The sequence below is a fragment of the Micromonospora sp. ANENR4 genome, assembly GCF_015354395.1.
Taxonomy (GTDB): domain Bacteria; phylum Actinomycetota; class Actinomycetes; order Mycobacteriales; family Micromonosporaceae; genus Micromonospora; species Micromonospora aurantiaca.
The window spans coordinates 121,616-139,031 of record NZ_JADKYQ010000003.1; the positions used below are offsets into that span (position 1 = coordinate 121,616).

Here is a 17,416-nt window from a genome sequence, read left to right on the forward strand (position 1 = left end):
AGACGGTATCAAAACGTCATTCACGTCAGCGGCCCCGCGACCGGCTCCGATCACTCCCCGACGCGGTCCGGCGCGGACATCGGGTCCGGAGTGGACGTCACGTCCCGAGTGGATGCGACCGACGGTACCGGCGTGCCGACCAGCCCGGCGGCCCGGCGGTGCCGGCGTGTGGGGCGCGGCAGGCCGACCAGGAACTCCGGGTACAGCCCGAAGAACGTCCGGGCGCTGCGCAGTTCCAGCGTGTGCGCGTGGGACCAGCGCACCGAGTTGGTTGCGCGGGCCCAGTGGTGGGTCCACCGCACGTCACCGAGCACCGCCACCGGCATCCCGTGCCGCCAGGCGCGCAGCCCCAGCTCGTGGTCCTCGTAGTAGAGGAAGAACCGCTCGTTCCACCCGCCCAGCTCGGTGACGTCGGCGGTTCGCCCGGCCACCGCCGCGCCCATCACCCAGGCCACGTGGCGCGTCTCGCCGGGCGCGGCCACCAGCCGATACGAGGCGTGCAGCCGGGACAGCGGCCACACCTTCCGGTTGCCGAGTTTCGCCGTCGCGTACGGGAAACCACGCCCGTTCGCCTGCGGCGTGCCGTCGGTGCCGAGCAGTTGCGGCGCGACCAGTCCGCCGTGCGTGTCCAGGTGCCGGGCCAGCGCGTCCAGTCCGTCCGGGCGTACCTCCAGGTCGGGGTTGGCGAACAGCACGTACCGGCCGGTCGCCTGGCGCAGCGCGACGTTGTTGGCCCGGGAGAAGCCGACGTTCTCCGGCAGCCGGATCACCCGCGCGCCCAGCTCCTCGGCGACCGCCGCGGAGTCGTCGGCGGAGGCGTTGTCGACGACCAGCCACTCGTACGGCTTCGGCCCGCGCCAGCAGCGGCGCAGCGTGTCCGCCGAGTGGTAGGTGACTGTCACCACGGTCCACGGCTGTGCCGTCATCACGCCCTCCGAGCGGTCAGGTAGCCGAGCAGCGACGCGAACCCGAACCGCCGCCCGGTCCAGCGGCGGCGAGCCGCCGGCCCCTCGGCCAGCCCGCGTCCGACGCCGCGCAGGAACGGGCGTAGCAGGCCCTGCCGGACCCGCCGGGCGGCCAGCGCGAGGTGCGCGAGCGCCAGCACCGGCACCGCCACGAGCAGCAGCGGCCAGGTGAACGTGCGGGACGCGACCAGCAGCCGGTTGCGGGCCAGCAGAAACGCCCGGAATCCCTGCAACCGGTCGTCGCCGTCCACGCTGTGCCCACCGGCGTGCGGCAGCACCACGTCCAGCGCGCGCGTGCGCAGGCCGGAGGCGTAGAGCCGGAACGCCAGGTCGGCGTCCTCGCCCCAAGCGAACAGGTGCTCGTCGAAGCCGCCGAACCGCCGGTACAGCGCGGCCGGGAAGACCGCCGCGCCGCCGGACGGGCCGAGCGGGGCACGGCCGGCGGTGGACCGCCTGTCGATGAACAGCGACACCGGGTTCAGGTCGATGCCCACGTACTCGCTGCCGTGCATGGCCAGGCCGACAGCGATCGGGGCGTCCGGGCCGGCGGCGACGGCGGCGCAGATCCGGGCCAGCGCGTCGTCCGGCAGCCACACGTCCGGGTTCAGCAGCAGCAGGTGGCTCGTGGTGACAGTCGCCGCCGCCCGGTTGCAGCCGGCCGCGAAACCCGGGTTGGTGGAGTCGGGCAGGTACGCGTACCGGTCGGCGGCCAGGTTCCCGGCGATCACCTCGGCGCACCCGTCGGCGGGCCAGTTGTCCGCGAAGACGAATCGGACCGGCAGGTCACCGGCGCTGCGGATCCAGGTCGGCAACGTCTCGGCGAGCATGCCGGCGGACCGGTAGAGGACGGTGACCACGGTGAGCCCGTCGAACGTCATGCCGTGCTCCTGCCCAGCCGGTGCAGCACCCAGAGGCCGGGCACGAGGCTCAGCCAGGTCGGATAGATCAGCGGATACAGCTCGTAGACGCCGAACAGCGCGAAGTAGACGACGAACGCCCGCGCCAGCTGTCCGGCCGGCGCGCGGGAGAACTCGAACCACCGCTCGGTAGCGCCCACCGCCAGCCCCAGCGCGGCCAGGAAGAACACCGCGCCCAGCGGGCCGTAGTCGAGCAGTGGGATGGCCACGAACGTCGCGGTGTTCATCAGGTACGGCTGGCTGAGCTGGGACGTCAGCCCGTACAGGTCCGCCTTGCCGACGATCGGCTCGACCCGGGAGCCGAGGAACGTCAGCGAGTACGTGCCGTACCGGGGTTCCAGGTGCTCCCGCTGCGACCACACCCGCCCGAACGTCTCGGTGGACGAACTCAGCGACAGGTCCAGCGACCCGGCGCTGCTGGTGAGCGCGTTGCTGCCGTAGCGGGCCCGGAACTCGGTCTCGAACGCGCCGGTGCCGGCCATGGTGCGCTGCCCGCCGAGGAACACCGCCGCGCCGAGCGCCAGCGCGCCGATCAGCAGCACCACAGGTGTCCGCGCGGCCAGGAACGACGCGGCCCGCCCCCGGGTACGCCGGACCGACAGCGCCGCGATCAGCGCGGGCGCGATACCCACCAGAACCGAGTTCTTGCTCGCGCCGAGCGCCGCGCCGACGGTGAAGACAGCGGTGAGCGCGTAGTAGACGGGCAGCGCCCGGCCGCGCGCGGACAACGCGCGCAGCAGCGAGACGGCCATGCCGAGCGTCCACGCCTCGGACAGCAGCCCGATGACCAGGTTGGACTGCTCGCGCAGCACCTGCCGGGCGGCGTCCGGGTTGTCGGCGAGCAGCGGCGGCACCGTTCCCCGGAACCGGATCGCCGCGGTCACCACAGCGATGCCGAGCAGCACGAACAGGTACGTCAGCAGGCGCCGCTCGGACGGCCAGGACAGCGCCGGACGGGACCGGTCGCCGTCCTCGTCCCGCCTGTCGATCAGCCGCCGGCCGGCCGCCCAGGCCAGCAGGAAGACGGTCACGTACCCGGCGAGCACCGGCAGCACGCCGCGACCGGCCCAGGAGTCGTACGGGCCGGGCAGCACCCGCACGGCGAGCAGCGCGGCGGTCCAGACGGCGGCGCAGGCGGCGAGCGCCCACATCCGCTGGCGCGCGGCGAACAGCGTGCCCACCGCCAGCGCGAGCGCGACGGCGATCCCGGTGTCGAGTATGGCCAGCAGCAGGGCCGCGCCCAGCGCGAACGAGATCCCGACCGACCAGAGGCGTCGCTCAGCGGCTGTCACGGGCGACCGTCCGGTACAGGTCGTGCCAGCTGTCCAGGCATCCGTCGAACGAGTGCCGGGCCGCGTACTGCCGGGCCAGCTCGCGCCGCCGCTCGTCCCACGCGGCCGGGTCGGTGGCCGTCCGCACGGCGGCGGCGAGCGCCTGCGGCGTCAGGTCCGCCCGGTACGCGAGCACGCCGTCACCGGCGGCCGTCACCTCGGTCAGGCCGCCCGCGCCCGAGTGCACCACCGGCACACCCAGCGACATCGCCTCCAGCGCGCTGCGCCCGAACGCCTCCACCCGGGACGGCACCAGCAGGCAGTGCAGTCGTTGCAGGAACGGCGCGGCGTCGACCCGGCCGACCAGGTGCAGGTTCGGCCGCTCCCCGACGGCGACGGTGCCCGCGCCGGCGACCAGGAACTCCACGTCCGGCAGCGCGGCGGCGACGTCCCCGAGCAGGTCGGCGCCCTTCTCCCGTTCCAGCCGGCCGAGGAAGCCGACCCGGACCGGGCCGTCGGGTGCGGGGCCGCCGGTGTCACCGACCTGCGGCCAGATGGCGGGCAGCGGGTTCGGGATCACCCGCACGTCACGGATCCGCCCGCGTACCCGCAGCTCGTGGGCCTCGAAGCCGGAAACCGCGACCGTCGCGTGCGGCCGCAGCCGCCGGAACATCAGGTCGGTGCTGATGTTGGCCTGCACGGCGGCCTTGGCGCGCATCGTCTCCGCCGCGTCGCGGTACTGCCAGAGGCTGTTGTGCAGCGTCACCACGAGCGGCGTGCGGCGGCCCCGCACGCCCAGGCCGGCGCGGGCGTGCATCGCGGCGGAGAGCAGGTGTGCGCTCACCACGTCCGGCCGCAGCTCCTCGACCAGCGCGCGGATGCCGCGCGCGTACCCCAGGTCCACCCGCTTGGCCGCGCCGAGCGGACGCCACGGCACGCCCGCGTCCCGCAACGCCGCCGCGACCTCGTCGTCCGGGGTGGCGGCGAGCACGTCGACGCCGCGGGCCGCGAGCGCCGGAAGCATCTCGATCAGGAAGCGCTCGGCGCCGCCGAGCTGCCGCCGCCCCGACCCGCCGGTGGTGCAGACGAACAGCACCCTCATCGGACGCCCATGCCTTCCAGGGCGCCGCGGGCGATCGCCCGCCGCGCCGCCCCGCCGCCCACCGCCGCCCGGGCCAGCACCCCCAGCGTGTACGCGGAGCAGGCCACTGTGCCCCGCCATCCGGCCAGCTCACGGCTGGCCCGGATGAACTCGCGGGTCTGCCGGCGGGAGATCTCCTCCGCCGCCCACCGGCGCTTCGCGCTCGCGTCGTCCTCGTGCGTGACCACGGCGTCCGGCAGGTACGCCAGGCGCAGCCCGAGCCGCCGCACCGCCCAGCACAGCCGCAGGTCCTCCGAGTAGAAGAACGACGACTCGTCCACCCCGCCGATCCGGTCCAGCGTCTCCCGCCGGATCGCCACGAACGGCCCGGAGAGCCAGTCGCCACGCTCCGGCGGCGCCACGATCCGCAGCCTCGGGAACACCAGGCTGAGCCCGGTGGCGTGCGCGACGCCGGTGCCCACTGTGAGGAACCGGCCGGCTGCGGTCTGGTCATGGCCGGTCGCGTCGAGCACCTTCGGGAACGCCGCGCCCACAGCCGGGTCGTCCAGTTCGGCCGCCAGCCGCTCGATCGCACCCGGACGCACCAGGATGTCGTTGTTGGACAGCACCACCCGGGAGCGGGTGCTGTGCCGGACACCGAGGTTCATGCCCTTGGCGTAGCCGAGGTTCGTCTCCGAACGCACGTACCGGGCGCCGGTCTCGGCACACATCGCCCGCAGCCTGTCGCTGATCTCGGCGGCGCTGCCGTTGTCCACCACGACGGCTTCCACACCCTCGGGCAGCGAGCGGACGCAGCCGTCGGTGCGCTCGAAGTCTTCCCAGGTCAACACGACGATTGAGACGTCCACCGCTAGGCCATCCGATTGACGAGGAGGTGCGTGGACCGCTGGAGTCGCTGCCGGGTGCGCAACGCGTAGACGCCGTAGGCGACAGACGACGCGACCGCGGCGCCGAGCGCGCCGGCCCACGGGATGAGCAGAACGTACAGCACCACCGACACCGACATGGTGACCAGGGCCACGGCGGTGGTGGCCCGCTCGCCCGCGCGCTTGAGCAGCGCCGCGCTCCACGTCTTGCCGGCCGACAACGCCAGCGTGCCGGGCAGCAGGAGCAGTCCGAAGATCCAGGCGTCGTGGTAGTCGGGCGCCAGCACGCCGAGCACCGCCAGACCGATCACGGCGAGCGCGGCGATCGGCAGCGCCGACCTGACCACGTCGCGGCCGTGGTCGCCGATCGCGTCCGGGTCGCGTTCGGCCAGGATCCGCTGCGCCCGTACCACCGCGCCGGACTGCGCGAACTCCAGCGCGGCGACCGCCAGCGCGAACACGCCGAGCGCGCCCGCGCCGGCGAACCGGGCCACCAGGACCTGGCTCAGCCGGTACGTCAGCATCTGCGCGCACACCCCGACGTGCAGCCGGCCCACCGCGAGCAGGTCGGCGCGGTACTCCGTACGCCCGGCCGTCGCCGCCGGCACCGGACCGAACCGCCGCGCCCAGCCCAGCACCGCCACCCCGAGCACCGTCGCGGTGACGACCTGCACGCCCAGCCAGAGGACGCTCCACAGGCCACCGTCGAGCCGGTGGCCCAGCCACAGCAGCCCGTACCCGGCCACCAGCACCGCACCGCCGAGCGCCCGCATGGTGTAGACGAACCAGAACCGCTTCAGGCGCAGGCCGAGCGAGGCAGCAGTGTTGAACACGGTGAGCGCGCAACCCGCCCCGATGCCGACCGGGTGGCTGCCCAGCCCGGCCAGCGTGGTCAGCAGCGCCGCGGCCAGCGCGGTGAGGCCGAGTGACACGGTCAGGATGCCGGCGATCCACAGGCGACCGCGCGACATGATCCAGCCGGCCGGGCGGGACAGCAGGAACGTGTCGACGGACAGGCCGCCGAGTGCCGCGCCCACTGTGGCGCTGACCATGTTCGCCGCGAGTTCGCCGCGTTCCGCCGCCGGCAGCGTCACCGACACCAGCGCGGCGAGGCCGGTCAGGCCCAGGGCGACCAGATAGAGACGCTCGGGGGAGACGATCCGCCGGAGTCGGCCTAACACCCGGCGCCCAGGCGCCGGCGCCGGCCACGAGCCGGCCACGCGGAATCCACTCGATCTTCCCCCGAGATGCGCGGATGTGTGCGGGCCTGTTCTACCCGACATGAGCGCCGCCGCGCAATGGACCCGGCGGGCGGGTACGCCCAGGGCTCCACCCCGCCGGTAGGGTGACGCGTCGTGGACCTCGCCCACTTCCGCGACACGATCGGCAGGCGGTGGCCGATCGTGCTGGCGCTGACGCTGCTGTGCGGCGCGTGCACCGGGGTCCTCGCCGAACGCCGGCCGCCGGTCTACCGGGCCGAGACCCAGATGCTCGTCACGTTCGCCGCCGAGAAGTCGGCCGAGCCCCAGCCCCGCCCGCCTGCGGACGAGGCGGGCCGGCTGATGCAGCGGCGGGTGAAGACGTACGCCACCATGATGAACACGCCCCGGCTGACCCGCCCGGTGATCGACTCGCTCGGACTGCCGTACACCACCGACGACCTGGCCGGCCGCGTCGTCGCATCGTCCACTGTCAACTCGCTGGCGATCGACGTGGCGGTCACCGACCGCTCCGCCGGCACGGCCGCGGCGATCGCCGCCGCGCTCGCCGCCGAACTGCAACGGATCGCCGAACGTGACTTGCCGCCCGCCGGACTCGGGCTCAAGGCCCACGTCGCGGTGGTCCGGGCCGCCGCGCCGCCACCGCGTCCCGAGCCGGTGCGGTGGCAGTGGTACGCCCTCGGCGGCGCGCTCGGCGGCCTGGCCGTCGGGGTCGGCATCGCGCTGGTGCTCGGCTACCGCCGGGCCGGCACTCCGGTGAGCGCGGACGTGCGGGCGCTCTGGGCGACGGTGGCGCGCCGCCGTCCGGCCGACGCCGTCGCGGAGCCGGCGGGTGTGCCGGGTCAGAGCGACGGCCGGATGTCCAACGCTTCGGTGAAGGAGCGGCAGGCGTCGTAGCCGGGCAACAGGCCCGCCGCCCGCGCCTCGGCCAGGCGCGGTGCCGACGCGTCCCGCTCGGACAGCAGCGGCGTCGCCGCCGGCCAGTCGATCCCGAGGTCCGGATCGAGCGGGTGCACCGTGTGCTCGGCCGCCGGGTTGTACGTGGCGGAGCAGAGGTAGCTGAGCGTCGCGTCGTCGGTGAGCGCGCAGAACCCGTGCCCCAGCCCCTCGGCCAGGTAGACGGCCCGCCGGTCGGTGTCGTCGAGGCGTACCGCCTCCCACCGGCCGTACGTCGGCGAGCCGACCCGCACGTCCACCACCACGTCCAGCACCGCCCCGCGTACGCAGGTGACGTACTTGGCCTGCCCGGGCGGTACGTCCGCGAAGTGGATGCCGCGCACCACGTCCCGCGCCGACACGGACAGGTTGCCCTGCGCCAGCCGCAGCGGATGCCCGACCGCCTCGGCGAGCCGATCGAAGCGGTACCACTCCAGGAACTGGCCGCGCGGGTCGCCGTGCAGGCGCGGGGTCACCTCCCAGGCGCCCTCGATGCCCAGCGGACGGATCTTCACGATGCGCCCCCCGTCCCGGACCGGTCGGCGAGCAGGCCCAGCAGGTACTCGCCGTAGCCGCTGCGGGTCAGCGGATGGGCCAGCATCCGCAGCCGCTCGTCGTCGATCAGCCCGGACCGCCAGACGACCTCCTCGACGCAGCCGATCTTCATGCCCTGGCGTTCCTCGATCACCCGGACGAACTCGGCGGCCTGCATCATCGACGCGAACGTGCCGGTGTCCAGCCACGCCGTGCCCCGGTCGAGCACTGTCACCGTCAGCTCGCCCCACGCCCGGTACGTCTCGTTGATCGCGGTGATCTCCAGCTCGCCCCGGGGGCTCGGGGTCAGCTTGCGGGCGATGTCGACCACCCGGTTGTCGTAGAAGTAGAGGCCCGGCACCGCGTACCGGGACCGGGGGCGGGCCGGCTTCTCCTCGATCGACAGCACCCGGCCGGCGTCGTCGAACTCGACCACGCCGTAGTCCTGCGGATTCGCCACCGGATACGCGAAGACCCGCCCGCCGGCCGGTTCGCCGTGCTGCGCGAGCTGCCGGCCGAGCCCGACGCCGTGGAAGATGTTGTCGCCGAGGATCAGCGCCACCGACTCCTCGCCGACGAAGTCGGCGCCGAGCAGGAACGCCTGCGCGATGCCCTCCGGGCGGGGCTGCTCGGTGTACGTCAGGCGCAGCCCCCACTGGCTGCCGTCGCCGAGCAGCCGTTCGAACTGGGCGCGGTCCTCCGGTGTGGTCACCACCAGGATCTCCCGCACCCCGGCCATCACCAGAGTGGAGAGCGGGTAGTAGACCATCGGCTTGTCGAACACCGGCATCAGTTGCTTCGAGACGGCCCGGGTGATCGGCCAGAGCCGGGATCCGGTGCCACCGGCGAGAAGGATTCCGCGCACCCGCGGAGACTACCCGCGACGCCGCCGCCCCCGTGGCCCGTCGACGTCCCGCCCGGGCTGCCGCTACGGCGTAGACTCCACGACCCGTGAGGATCCTCGTCACCGGCGGCGCCGGCTTCATCGGGTCGGAGTACGTGCGGATGCTGCTGGGCGTACCCGGCGGCGACGCGGCCGGGGTGCCGGTCGAGGGCCCGGCCGCGCTCACCGTGCTGGACAAGCTCACCTACTCCGGCAACCTGGCGAACCTGGCACCGGTACGCGACGATCCCCGGCTGCGCTTCGTCCACGGTGACATCTGCGATCCGGCACTTGTCGACGAGGTGGTGCCGGGCCACGACGTGATCGTCCACTTCGCCGCCGAGTCGCACGTGGACCGTTCGATCACCGGCGCGGCACCGTTCGTCACCACGAACGTCCTCGGCACCCAGACGCTGCTGGACGCCGCGCTGCGGCACGGCGTCCGCCGGTTCGTGCACGTCTCCACCGACGAGGTGTACGGCTCGATCGACTCCGGCTCGTGGACGGAGGACTGGCCGCTGGCGCCGAACTCGCCGTACTCCGCGTCGAAGGCCGGGTCGGACCTGCTGGCGCTGTCCTACCACCGCACCCACGGCCTGGACGTCGTGGTGACCCGCTGCTCCAACAACTACGGGCCGTACCAGTTCCCGGAGAAGGTCGTCCCGCTGTTCGTGACCAACCTGCTCGACGGCGGCACCGTGCCGCTCTACGGCGACGGCGGCAACGTCCGGGACTGGCTGCACGTGCACGACCACTGCCGGGGCGTGGCGATGGTGCAGGAGAAGGGGCGGGCCGGCGAGGTCTACCACATCGGCGGCGGCACCGAGCTGACCAACCGGCAGCTCACCGAGCGGCTCCTGGCGGCGTGCGGGGCCGGCTGGGACCGGGTCGTGCCGGTCACCGACCGCAAGGGCCACGACCGCCGGTACTCGCTGGACATCAGCAAGATCAGCAGCGAGCTGGGGTACGCCCCGAGCATCGACCTCGAGAGGGGCCTGGCCGAGACGATCAGCTGGTACCGGGAGAACCGGGCCTGGTGGGAGCCGCTGAAGACGGCCGGCCCCGAATGACCCGGATCCTGGTCACCGGCGCGGGCGGGATGCTCGGGCGGGACCTGCTCGCCGTGCTGCGGACCCGGCCGGACCTGTCCGTCACCGCCGCCGGCCACGCCGACCTCGACGTCACCGACACGCACGCGGTCCGGGACGCGGTGGGCGGCCACGACGTGGTGTTCAACGCCGCCGCGTGGACCGACGTGGACGGCGCCGAGACGCGCGAGCGGGACGCCACCGCCGTCAACGGCGACGCGGTGGCCGCGCTGGCCGGCGCCTGTGCCGTGTCCGGCGCGCGCCTCGTGCACGTCTCCACCGACTACGTGTTCGCCGGGGACGCCACCGAGCCCTACCCGGAGGACGCTCCGACCGACCCGGTCAACGCGTACGGGCGCAGCAAGCTCGCCGGGGAGCGGGCGGTGGCCCGGCTGCTGCCCGAGACCGGGTACGTGGTGCGCACCGCCTGGCTCTACGCCACCCACGGGCGCAACTTCGTCACCACGATGCTGCGGCTGGCGGCCGAACGCGACCGGCTCGACGTGGTGGACGACCAGCGCGGCCAGCCGACCTGGTCGTACCGGCTCGCGGAGCGTCTCGTGGCGCTCGCCGACGCGGCGCTCGCCGGCGACGCGGCGCCGGGGACGTACCACGGCACCGCCGCCGGCGAGACCACCTGGTACGGCCTGGCCCGCGCCGTCTTCGTCCTGCGTGGTCTCGACCCGGACCGGGTCCGGCCGACGACGAGCGACAGCTTCCCGCGCCCGGCGCCGCGCCCCCGCTACAGCGTGCTGGCGCACGGCCGGTGGGCCGCCGCGAAGCTGCCGCCGCCGGGTGAGTGGCACGCGGACCTGGCCGAGGCGCTCAGCGCCCTCCGCCCCGGAACACCTCGGTGACGGTACGCAGCACGATCTTGATGTCGAGCCAGAGCGACCAGTTCTCGACGTAGTAGTTGTCGAACCGCGCCCGGTCCGAGATCGGCGTGTCCCCGCGCAGGCCGCTGACCTGAGCCAGCCCGGTGAGTCCGACCGGTACACGGTGCCGCATCGCGTACCTCGGGTACTCCATGGAGAACTTCTCCACGAAGTACGGCCGCTCCGGCCGGGGTCCCACCACGCTCATCTCGCCGCGCAGGATGTTCCACAGCTGCGGCAGCTCGTCCAGCGAGGTCCGCCGCATGAACCGCCCGATCGGCCCGACCCGCTCGTCGTGCGCGATCGACCAGGTGGTCTGCGACTCGAGCTCGTCGGCCGGGCGCATCGACCGGAACTTGATCACGTGGAACGGCTTGCCGTACCGGCCGATGCGCTCCTGACGGAAGAACACGCCCCGGCCGCCGTCGAGGAACGTGGCGGCGGCGCAGAGCAGCAGCAGCGGGCTCAGCGCCAGCAGGGCGGTCACCGCGAACACCACGTCGGAGGCGCGCTTGAGCCGCCACCGGGGCCCGGTGAGCGTGGTGTCGCCGATCTTGATGATCGGGATGGCGCCGATGTGGTCGGGGTAGCCGCCCTGCGACCGCGACCCCCACAGGCGCGGCACCGCCCACAGGTCACAGCGGGAACTGGCCGGACGCAGCAGCGCCTCCATCAGGTCGGCCTCGGAGCAGTCCGGGTCCGCGATGACGAGGACCTCGCACTCCAGCATGTCGGCGAGTTTCTCCAGGTCGTCGATCGTGCCGATGAGCGGCAACGCGCCGATCCGCGGCCGTGACGGGGCGTCGACAGCGCCGACGAACCGCAGCCCGTACTGCGGGTATCGGCGCAGCAGCCGGGCCAGCTCACCGCCGATCGGCCCGCCGCCGATCACTATCGCGTTGTGCTCCACCCACCGCCGCTTGCGGGCCAGCAGGATGAGCCGGCTGTTCAGCGCCCGTCCGACGATCACCAGGCCGGCGGAGAGCGCGACGCCGCGCATGAACCCGCTGACGTGCGGCACCGAGTCGTGCCGCAGCGCCGCGATGATGGCACCCACCGCGCCGGAGGCCAGCAGCCGGCCGCCGAGGCTCGGCAGCTCGTCCAGGATGCTGATGTGCCGCCGCGGCCGGTAGAGCCCGCCCGCGGCGAACAGGCCCACTGTGAGCGCGGCGTTGAACAACGTGCCACGCCAGTAGTCCTGAGTCAGCAGCAGCGGCGTGAGCAGCGCCGCGACGTCGATGGGCGCGGTCACCATCCAGGCCCGCAACCGACGGGTACGCGTCGACGCCCGCGACCCCGCGTACGGCAGCACAGTGGTCGTGTCCATGCCGCTGTCCATCGGCGTGTTCATGGCCACACCGGACGGCGGCGCAGACGGATGCTCGAACGCCGGCAGGCGTGGCATGGTCGATCCTCCCCCGTGACGCCGCCGGCCCGGATACAGAGACCGACGGCGATCGCAGGATACGAGCGACCCCGCCCCGCCGCCAGCACCGGCATGGCAGATCGACGTCCTACTTTCCGCTGATGGCGAGGATCTCGGGGACCGAGTCGCGGCGCACCGCGTCGAACAGCGTCTTCGAGCGCGCCGGATCGGGGAACACGACGCTCTCGCTGCCGACCCGGCCGGTGCCCTTGACCGGGCAGGTGAAGAACGTCAGGTTGCCGCCGCGCAGGCCCCGCATCTCCATCGCGAGGTCCACCAGCGACAGTGACTTGTCGACGGCCACCGAGTCGGACGTGGCGCGGACGAACGAGTTCAGCTTGGCCGGGTTGGTCAGCACACCGCCCGAGGCGGCCTTGTCCAGGATCGCCTTGATCACCTGCTGCTGGTGCCGGATACGCGCGAAGTCGCCGTCCGGGAAGGCGTGCCGCTCCCGCGCGTAGTCCAGCGCGGCGGCCCCGTCCATCGTTTGCCGGCCCTTCTCGAAGGTCCGCGTGCCGATCAGTGAGTACTTCGTGGTGAAGCCCTTCTCCACGTCGATCTCGACACCGCCGAGCGCGTCGATGATCTCCTTGAAGCCGGCGAAGTCGACCATCGCCACATTGTCCACCCGTACGCCGCTGAACTTCTCCACCGTCTGCACCATCAGCGGCACACCGCCCCAGGCGTACGCGGCATTGATCTTCGCGTCACGACCGCCGCGGCCCTCCTTCGACTTCGGGACGGCCGTCCAGGTGTCGCGGGGGATCGAGATGAGCTGGGCGCTCGACCGGTCCTTCGGCAGGTGGGCCAGGATGATCGTGTCGCTGCGCGAGCCGCCGGTGCTCTCCGGGTCGCGGGAGTCGCTGCCCAGGATCATGATGTTCATCGCACCCTTGGCCTCGACCTGCGGCCGCGACTCCTCCGGGACGCCCTCGAAGGCGTCGACCCGCTCGATCGACTTGTCGACCGAGCGGTAGTAGAGGCCGCCGGCCACTGCGGTGCCGCCGCTCAGCAGCACCACCACGAGCAGCACGATCAGGGCGATCCGCCGCCCCCGGCGGCGCCGGGGCGCCTTCTCCTCCACCGGCCCGCCCGGCTCCACATCGGAGCCCTGCGCACGACTGTCGGAATCGGTGAGCTGGTGGCGATCTGACATGCCGCGATGCTACTGAGTCACGTCGTACCGTGTGGACCCGCGCCCGGACGGTGACGCCCCGGCGGCGTGGGACCGTCGCGGTGAGGTGGCCGGTTCCGGGCCTTGCCGCCGGACGGCCATCGGATCGATGATGGTGAGGAATGCCACATCGACCGAGGAGTCGAGATGCAGGTCATCCACCAACCGCGGGTGGCGTGGGACGCCGCCCGGGTCATCGGCGGGGCGATCCACGACGAGCAGCTGTTCGGCTGGCTCCGCGGCGAACTCGGTGCCCTGATGGGCCCCGCGGCGGCGGTGGCCCTCGACGAGAGCCGGGACCGGGTCCGCCTGGCCGGCGACGCCCGGCTGCCGGTCGAGACCGGCGTGTGGCGCGTCCGCCTGGAGGACTCGCTGCGGCAGCGCCCCGACCTGGCCGGCGGGCTGTCCGGTGTCGTCTCCACCGCCCGTACGCTGCGCCCGGTTTAGCTTTCGCTTAGCTCGCTTGTCCCACGGCACGCCGGTCCGGCAGCATCGACCGGCGTGACCGACGGCACCGCACCCCACCCGCCGACCACCGGCGCCGCGCCCGGACCCGCCACCCCGGACGACCGGCGCCGCACCGCCGGACGCCGTCGCCGCCTGGCCGCCGCCGGGCTGGTCACCGTCGCCGCCGCGGTCGCGGTGACCCTCGCGGTACGCGGCGGTGCCGCCCCCGCCTGCGCCGCCCCGGCTGGGCGCGCTGCCGTGGCCGCTCCTCCGCCCGCCGTTCTGCCGCCCGGCGCTGCCCTGGCGGCGGCTGCCGCCCCGCCCGTCGTCGGCGTGACGCACAGCGGCAAGGCCACCTTCTACGACTCCGAGGGCTCCGGCGGCAACTGCTCCCGGCCCGCCGCGCCCGCCGACCGGTTGTACGTCGCGCTCGGCCCGAGCGAGTACGCCTCCGGCGCCTCCTGCGGCGGCTTCCTCGACGTCACCGGCCCACGCGGCACCGTCCGGGTGCTCGTGATGGACCAGTGCCCGGAGTGCGCACCAGGTCACCTCGACCTGTCCGCCGAGGCGTTCGCCCGGATCGCCGACCCGGTGCAGGGAGTGGTGAAGGTCAGCTACCGCGCGGTGGTGAACCCGAGGCTGCCCGGCCCGCTCACCTTCCGCATGAAGGAGGGCTCGTCGCAGTGGTGGTTCGCCGTCCTGGTCGGTGACCACGGCAACCCGCTGCGCTCGGTCGAGGTGCGGCAGAACGGTTCGTGGCGGGCGGCGCAGCGGCAGGACTACAACTACTGGCTGATCCCGTCCGGAGCCGGTCCCGGGCCGTACGAGATCCGGGTCACCGACGTGTACGGCCACCGCGTTATGGCCACCGGCGTCCGGATGCTCCCCGGCCAGGTGCAACGCAGCAGGACCCGCATGTACGGCGCCGATCCCGCCACCCCCGGACCCACCCCGAAGAAGCCGACCCCCACCCCCAGGACGCAGACCTCCAGTCCTCCGGCCTCCCTCACGCCGTCGCCCACCCTCACCCCGGCCCTCACGGAACCCCTGGTGCAGGCAGCCGCCACCCCTCCCACCCAGGCCCCCTGCTCCTGACCCCGCGCCCGCCCGCTCAGCTCGCCGATCTTGCACTTGCGGCCCTCGATCTACCCCGGGATGCGGCTTTTGCGGAGGCGGAAAGTGCAAGATCGGCGGGGCAGGGCGGGCGAGGACGGGACGGGGTCAGGGGGAGGTGGGGAGGTCGAGCCACATGAGGATCTCGTCGCGGGCGTCGGTGGGGGACAGGCGCAGCGCGGCGGGGAGGCGGCCGATCTCGCGGTAGCCGAGGCGCTTGTAGAAGCGGTCCAGCCCCAGGCCGTCGCGGACCGTCACGTGCAGCGCCGCCAGCCCGAGGCCGCGGGCGATCCGCTCGGCCTCGCGCATCAGCACCGCGCCGTGGCCGCGTCCCTGCGTGTCCGGGTGCACCATGACGCGCTTGAGCACCCGCCAGTGCGTCTTGAGGTGGAACCGGTTGTCGGCGATGACCAGCACCGCGACCAGCTTCTCGCCCTCGTAGCCGGCGAGCAGCCGGTCCGGCCCGTCCGCCACCTCGTCGAGCGTGGAGGTGGCGAGCGGGCGTACGTCGTCGGCCGTCACCGGGGCGACGAAGCCGACGGCGCCGCCGGCGTTCGTCACGTCCACCCAGAGCGCGATGATCTGCTCGCGCAATTCGGGAGTCGGGTCGGGGTCGAGTACGAAGCGCAGGTCCACGACGCCATCCTGCGCGTGACGACGCGGCCCGGACCCGCGTTCGTGACGCGGGTGACACAGTTGATGGTGCGGGAGGGGGGTTTCGAACCCCCACGTCCTCTCGGACACAGGCTCCTAAGGCCTGCGCGTCTGCCGTTCCGCCACTCCCGCCGACCCGCTGAGTTTAGAGCGTCGTGCCGCAGGCGTGTGTACTCCGGGCCGTGACCGGAACGACCTCAGTCGAGGCCGAGGTCCCGGCGCAGCTTGGCGACGTGACCGGTGGCCCGCACGTTGTAGAACGCCTGCTCGATCTTGCCGTCCTCGTCCACCACGAACGTCGAGCGGATCACGCCGGTGACGGTGCGGCCGTACATCTGCTTCTCGCCGAAGGCGCCATACGCCGTCAGCACCGCCTTGTCCTCGTCGGAGACCAGCGGGAACGTGATGGCGTCCCGGTCGCGGAACTTGGCGAGCTTCGCCGGCTTGTCCGGCGAGATGCCCACCACCTCGTAGCCGGCGGCTTGGAGGGAGGCGAGCGAGTCCCGGAAGTCACACGCCTGCTTCGTGCAGCCGGGCGTCATGGCGGCCGGGTACGCGTACAGGATGACCTTGCGGCCGCGCAGGCCGGACAGGGACAGCGTGCCGCCGTCGTCGGTGGGGAGAGTGAAGTCGGGGGCGGGGTCGCCGGGCTCGAGGCGGTCGGTCATGGCGGTGACGATACCTCCGGGCCGGTGCGGCCGGCGGGCGGCGACGCGCGGGCGCGGTGACGGCCATCATGAGGTTGTTGCCAGATATTGGCAACAGTGCCTTCCTGGAAATACGCTGAGCGCGTGGACACCCTGGCGATGCACATCTCCAACGGGATCATCAACGGTCCGGTCGCCGCGATCTTCGCGGCTCTCGCCCTCGCCGCGCTCGCCTTCTGCGTGCTGCGGGGCCGAGCCGACCTCGACGACCGGCTGGCTCCGATGGCCGGGCTGGTGGCGGCGTTCATCTTCGCCGTGCAGATGCTCAACTTCCCGATCTTCACCGCCGGGGTCAGCGGTCACCTGCTCGGCGGCGCGCTGGCCGCGCTGCTCGTCGGCCCCTGGGTCGGCGCGCTCTGCGTCGCCGTGGTGCTCATCGTGCAGGCGCTGGTCTTCGGTGACGGCGGGGTGGCGATGCTCGGCCTCAACATCACCAACATGGCGCTGCTCGGCACCGCCGCCGCGTACCTGCTGATCGCGCTCCTGCTGCGCGTGCTGCCGCGTACCCCGGCCGGGCTGGCGGTCACCGCCTTCGTGTCCGCGCTGGTCAGCGTGGTGGTCGCGTCCCAGGGCTTCGTCCTGCAGTACTGGCTGGGCGGCACCACCGACCTCGGCGGCAACCTCACCGGCCTGGCCGGCACCATGGCCTTCGCCCACCTGCTCATCGGCATCGGCGAGGGCCTGATCACCGCGACCACCGTGGTCACCGTCGCCAAGGTCCGACCCGACCTGGTGTACGCGCTGCGCGCCCTCAAGCCGGCCACGCCGGCTCCCGCCGTCCCGGTCGCCGGAGGTGCCCGATGAGCAAGCGTCACTGGCCGTTCCTGCTCGGCGGCCTGCTGGTGGCCCTGCTGCTGGCCGGCGTGGTCAGCAACTACGCCTCCTCGCACCCGGACGGCCTCGACTCGTCGCTGCTCAAGGGCTGCACCGTCAACGCCGACGACGAGATCACCGGCGGTAGCTGCCCGGCCCAGCAGGCCAAGGACCACGAGTTGGCGGACAGCCCGCTGGCCGACTACGGCGTCCGCGGCATCGGCAACGACTTCCTCTCCACCGGCCTGTCCGGCGTACTCGGCGTGCTGCTCACCTTCGCGCTCGGCGGCGGCCTGTTCTGGCTGGCCCGCCGCCGCGGCCCCGCCACGCCCGTCACGTCCGCCGGCCCCGGGGCGCGTGACACGACCACCGCGAGCACCGACCCGGCGGACGACGCAGCGACCCCGTCCACCGGCACCCGCTGA

Annotated in this window: 19 protein-coding genes and 1 tRNA gene; 7 read left to right on the forward strand and 13 right to left on the reverse strand. The window is 73.2% G+C overall.

The window, feature by feature from the left end; translation table 11 throughout:
• Window positions 1–50: 50 nt before the first annotated feature.
• From IRY44_RS06475 to IRY44_RS06500, 6 genes are read right to left on the reverse strand one after another with little or no spacing between them, the layout of a single operon-like run.
• On the reverse strand, window positions 51–926 hold the full coding sequence (locus IRY44_RS06475; protein ID WP_194799551.1) for a glycosyltransferase: 876 nt from the start codon (window positions 924–926) through the stop codon (window positions 51–53).
• The gene (locus IRY44_RS06480; RefSeq protein ID WP_194799552.1) at window positions 926–1,843 is read right to left on the reverse strand and encodes a glycosyltransferase family 2 protein; all 918 of its coding nucleotides are present in this window, start codon (window positions 1,841–1,843) and stop codon (window positions 926–928) included. Before IRY44_RS06480 ends, IRY44_RS06475 begins: the two co-directional genes overlap by 1 nt.
• Complete coding sequence (locus tag IRY44_RS06485; protein ID WP_194799553.1) at window positions 1,840–3,174, reverse strand: hypothetical protein; 1,335 nt, start codon at window positions 3,172–3,174, stop codon at window positions 1,840–1,842. Before IRY44_RS06485 ends, IRY44_RS06480 begins: the two co-directional genes overlap by 4 nt.
• Window positions 3,161–4,255, reverse strand: coding sequence for a glycosyltransferase family 4 protein (locus IRY44_RS06490; protein WP_194799554.1), 1,095 nt, complete (start codon window positions 4,253–4,255; stop codon window positions 3,161–3,163). The genes IRY44_RS06485 and IRY44_RS06490 overlap by 14 nt, the downstream gene beginning before the upstream one ends.
• On the reverse strand, window positions 4,252–5,103 hold the full coding sequence (locus tag IRY44_RS06495; protein WP_194799555.1) for a glycosyltransferase: 852 nt from the start codon (window positions 5,101–5,103) through the stop codon (window positions 4,252–4,254). The genes IRY44_RS06490 and IRY44_RS06495 overlap by 4 nt, the downstream gene beginning before the upstream one ends.
• Window positions 5,104–5,105: 2 nt before the next feature.
• Window positions 5,106–6,302, reverse strand: a complete 1,197-nt coding sequence (locus IRY44_RS06500) for a lipopolysaccharide biosynthesis protein (RefSeq protein WP_269696232.1) — start codon at window positions 6,300–6,302, stop codon at window positions 5,106–5,108.
• Window positions 6,303–6,476: 174 nt separating this feature from the next.
• Between IRY44_RS06500 and IRY44_RS06505 the strand changes: the two genes are divergently transcribed.
• Window positions 6,477–7,238: a YveK family protein gene (locus tag IRY44_RS06505; RefSeq protein WP_194799557.1), complete on the forward strand. Its 762-nt coding sequence runs from the start codon at window positions 6,477–6,479 to the stop codon at window positions 7,236–7,238.
• Here the strand turns inward: IRY44_RS06505 and rfbC are convergent.
• Window positions 7,184–7,792: a dTDP-4-dehydrorhamnose 3,5-epimerase gene (gene rfbC / locus IRY44_RS06510; RefSeq protein ID WP_194799558.1), complete on the reverse strand. Its 609-nt coding sequence runs from the start codon at window positions 7,790–7,792 to the stop codon at window positions 7,184–7,186. The two genes, IRY44_RS06505 and rfbC, sit on opposite strands and share 55 nt — an antisense overlap.
• On the reverse strand, window positions 7,789–8,676 hold the full coding sequence (gene rfbA / locus IRY44_RS06515) for a glucose-1-phosphate thymidylyltransferase RfbA (RefSeq protein WP_194799559.1): 888 nt from the start codon (window positions 8,674–8,676) through the stop codon (window positions 7,789–7,791). The genes rfbC and rfbA overlap by 4 nt, the downstream gene beginning before the upstream one ends.
• An 86-nt stretch (window positions 8,677–8,762) precedes the next feature.
• Here rfbA and rfbB point away from each other — a divergent pair, with 86 nt between their 5' ends.
• Entirely contained in the window at window positions 8,763–9,764 is a 1,002-nt protein-coding gene (gene rfbB, locus IRY44_RS06520) for a dTDP-glucose 4,6-dehydratase (protein ID WP_194799560.1), read from the forward strand.
• Window positions 9,761–10,639 carry a dTDP-4-dehydrorhamnose reductase gene (gene rfbD / locus IRY44_RS06525; RefSeq protein WP_194799561.1) on the forward strand — a complete coding sequence of 293 codons (879 nt, stop codon included), beginning with the start codon at window positions 9,761–9,763 and terminating at the stop codon, window positions 10,637–10,639. Before rfbB ends, rfbD begins: the two co-directional genes overlap by 4 nt.
• On the opposite strand, the gene IRY44_RS06530 is transcribed toward rfbD, so the two are convergent.
• Together IRY44_RS06530 and IRY44_RS06535 are read right to left on the reverse strand one after the other, a co-directional pair.
• A complete protein-coding gene (locus IRY44_RS06530) occupies window positions 10,608–12,062 on the reverse strand; it encodes a sugar transferase (protein WP_194799562.1) in 1,455 nt (484 codons plus the stop codon). The two genes, rfbD and IRY44_RS06530, sit on opposite strands and share 32 nt — an antisense overlap.
• 109 nt (window positions 12,063–12,171) lie before the next feature.
• Window positions 12,172–13,239, reverse strand: a complete 1,068-nt coding sequence (locus tag IRY44_RS06535; RefSeq protein WP_228531614.1) for an LCP family protein — start codon at window positions 13,237–13,239, stop codon at window positions 12,172–12,174.
• A gap of 165 nt (window positions 13,240–13,404) precedes the next feature.
• On the opposite strand from IRY44_RS06535, the gene IRY44_RS06540 reads away from it, so the two are divergent.
• Together IRY44_RS06540 and IRY44_RS06545 are read left to right on the forward strand one after the other, a co-directional pair.
• Window positions 13,405–13,704, forward strand: coding sequence for a hypothetical protein (locus tag IRY44_RS06540; protein WP_194799563.1), 300 nt, complete (start codon window positions 13,405–13,407; stop codon window positions 13,702–13,704).
• Window positions 13,705–13,758: 54 nt separating this feature from the next.
• A complete protein-coding gene (locus tag IRY44_RS06545) occupies window positions 13,759–14,799 on the forward strand; it encodes an expansin EXLX1 family cellulose-binding protein (RefSeq protein WP_194799564.1) in 1,041 nt (346 codons plus the stop codon).
• A 126-nt stretch (window positions 14,800–14,925) separates the two neighbouring features.
• Here the strand turns inward: IRY44_RS06545 and IRY44_RS06550 are convergent, their stop codons facing one another.
• From IRY44_RS06550 to bcp, 3 genes are all read right to left on the reverse strand, one after another.
• Window positions 14,926–15,453 (reverse strand): GNAT family N-acetyltransferase, encoded by a 528-nt coding sequence (locus IRY44_RS06550; RefSeq protein WP_194799565.1) that lies wholly within the window; start codon window positions 15,451–15,453, stop codon window positions 14,926–14,928.
• 64 nt (window positions 15,454–15,517) lie between these two features.
• Window positions 15,518–15,603 (reverse strand) — tRNA-Leu (locus IRY44_RS06555).
• Between the two features lie 65 nt (window positions 15,604–15,668).
• Window positions 15,669–16,139, reverse strand: a complete 471-nt coding sequence (gene bcp, locus IRY44_RS06560) for a thioredoxin-dependent thiol peroxidase (RefSeq protein ID WP_194799566.1) — start codon at window positions 16,137–16,139, stop codon at window positions 15,669–15,671.
• 123 nt (window positions 16,140–16,262) lie between these two features.
• On the opposite strand from bcp, the gene IRY44_RS06565 reads away from it, so the two are divergent.
• Together IRY44_RS06565 and IRY44_RS06570 are read left to right on the forward strand one after the other, a co-directional pair.
• Entirely contained in the window at window positions 16,263–16,982 is a 720-nt protein-coding gene (locus IRY44_RS06565; protein ID WP_030270233.1) for an energy-coupling factor ABC transporter permease, read from the forward strand.
• Window positions 16,979–17,416 (forward strand): PDGLE domain-containing protein, encoded by a 438-nt coding sequence (locus IRY44_RS06570; RefSeq protein WP_194799567.1) that lies wholly within the window; start codon window positions 16,979–16,981, stop codon window positions 17,414–17,416. The genes IRY44_RS06565 and IRY44_RS06570 overlap by 4 nt, the downstream gene beginning before the upstream one ends.

Excerpts from the sequence above, each read along its gene's own strand:
- IRY44_RS06475 (WP_194799551.1), bottom strand. The coding sequence starts at position 926 with ATGACGGCACAGCCGTGGACCGTGGTGACAGTCACCTACCACTCGGCG.
- IRY44_RS06480 (WP_194799552.1), bottom strand. The coding sequence starts at position 1,843 with ATGACGTTCGACGGGCTCACCGTGGTCACCGTCCTCTACCGGTCCGCC.
- IRY44_RS06490 (WP_194799554.1), bottom strand. The coding sequence starts at position 4,255 with ATGAGGGTGCTGTTCGTCTGCACCACCGGCGGGTCGGGGCGGCGGCAG.
- rfbD (WP_194799561.1), top strand. The coding sequence starts at position 9,761 with ATGACCCGGATCCTGGTCACCGGCGCGGGCGGGATGCTCGGGCGGGAC.
- IRY44_RS06530 (WP_194799562.1), bottom strand. The coding sequence starts at position 12,062 with ATGCCACGCCTGCCGGCGTTCGAGCATCCGTCTGCGCCGCCGTCCGGT.
- IRY44_RS06535 (WP_228531614.1), bottom strand. The coding sequence starts at position 13,239 with ATGTCAGATCGCCACCAGCTCACCGATTCCGACAGTCGTGCGCAGGGC.
- IRY44_RS06540 (WP_194799563.1), top strand. The coding sequence starts at position 13,405 with ATGCAGGTCATCCACCAACCGCGGGTGGCGTGGGACGCCGCCCGGGTC.
- bcp (WP_194799566.1), bottom strand. The coding sequence starts at position 16,139 with ATGACCGACCGCCTCGAGCCCGGCGACCCCGCCCCCGACTTCACTCTC.
- IRY44_RS06570 (WP_194799567.1), top strand. The coding sequence starts at position 16,979 with ATGAGCAAGCGTCACTGGCCGTTCCTGCTCGGCGGCCTGCTGGTGGCC.